This window comes from Vogesella mureinivorans, assembly GCF_007644035.1.
Taxonomy (GTDB): Bacteria; Pseudomonadota; Gammaproteobacteria; order Burkholderiales; family Chromobacteriaceae; genus Vogesella; species Vogesella mureinivorans.
In genome coordinates, this window is the sequence record NZ_VMTV02000967.1 from 1 (window position 1) to 1,209 (window position 1,209).

Here is a 1,209-nt window from a genome sequence, read left to right on the forward strand (position 1 = left end):
GACAAGGCCGAGCGATTGCGCAGAGCCATTCACGAACTTACCCAGGCCGCCCAGTGCGGCCTTTCTCTTTTCAAGGACGCAGCATGACTACCCAGAACGTTTCCCTCGTGATCATGAAGGCCGAAGAGTTGGCCGCACTCACCAGCAAGATGCAGCAGCTTGAATGGCGCGCCGCCGGCTATGACCGGATGAAAGTAGTGTGCGACCAGCAGAAAGGCCGCATTGCAGAGCTGGAAAACCGCGTGGCCAGCGCTGATGAAACCAGCCGCCAGTACTGGACCATCATTCAGAACGAGCGCGCGGAGGTGCGCCAGCTGAAGCATGAGCTGGAGCAGGCGCTTTCCATTGATTCGACCCGCGAGGTAGTCAACCTGCGTATTGCAGCCGATACCCTGGAAGAGCGCGTAGAACTGCAGGAGCAGCAGCTGGAAGCCGCGGACAAGCGCATCAAGGAGCTGAAAGCGGTGCTGGTACTGAAGGGCCTGCCAGATGGCAGCCTGGACAATGTACTGCAGCTGGCGAGGGCGGCGTGATGAAGGTCGCTGACGGATTCGCAGGGCTAGGCGGATCAAGCGAGGGCGCACGCATGGCAGGGGCAGATGTCGTATGGACCGGCAACCACTGGCCAGCCGCCGTCGAGTTGCACGCACGCAACCACCCCACAGCCCAGCACGTCTGCCAGGACATGCACCAGGTAGATCCCGCATCCATTCCGCATCACGACGTTTTCACAGCCAGCCCATGCTGCCAAGGGCACAGCCCGGCACGCGGCAAAGCCAATGGCAACCCACAACACGACAGCAGCCGCGCCACAGCTTGGTCAGTGGTGGCCATTGCGGAATACCACCTGCAGGACGTGATCGTGGTCGAGAACGTGCCAGCCTTCACGCGCTGGCAGCTTTACCCGGCATGGCGCCAGGCAATGCACGCGCTTGGCTATGCCATCCAGCCTTATGTGCTAGACGCGGCAGACCATGGCGTGCCACAGAACCGCGAGCGCCTCTATCTGGTGATGACTCGCAGCAAGCACCCCATCGAGCTACAGCTGCCCAAACGCGAGCACGTAGGCGCCGACAGCTTTATCGACTTCACCAGCGGCAAATGGAGCCCGATTACCAAGCCTGGGCGGAGTGACGCCACGCTGAAACGCATCGCTGCCGGCCGTGCCCGCTTTGGGGCCCGCTTCTTGGCACCGTACTACGGCACCGG

At 62.0% G+C, this 1,209-nt stretch carries 2 protein-coding genes; both read left to right on the forward strand.

Annotated features, from left to right (window positions below):
* The first annotated feature begins 83 nt into the window (after positions 1 to 83).
* Positions 84 to 533 (forward strand): hypothetical protein, encoded by a 450-nt coding sequence (locus tag FLQ44_RS21715; protein WP_147696034.1) that lies wholly within the window; start codon positions 84 to 86, stop codon positions 531 to 533.
* A gap of 53 nt (positions 534 to 586) precedes the next feature.
* Positions 587 to 1,209, forward strand: a 623-nt coding sequence (locus FLQ44_RS21720) for a DNA cytosine methyltransferase (RefSeq protein WP_240801375.1), incomplete at its 3' end; no start/stop codon positions are given.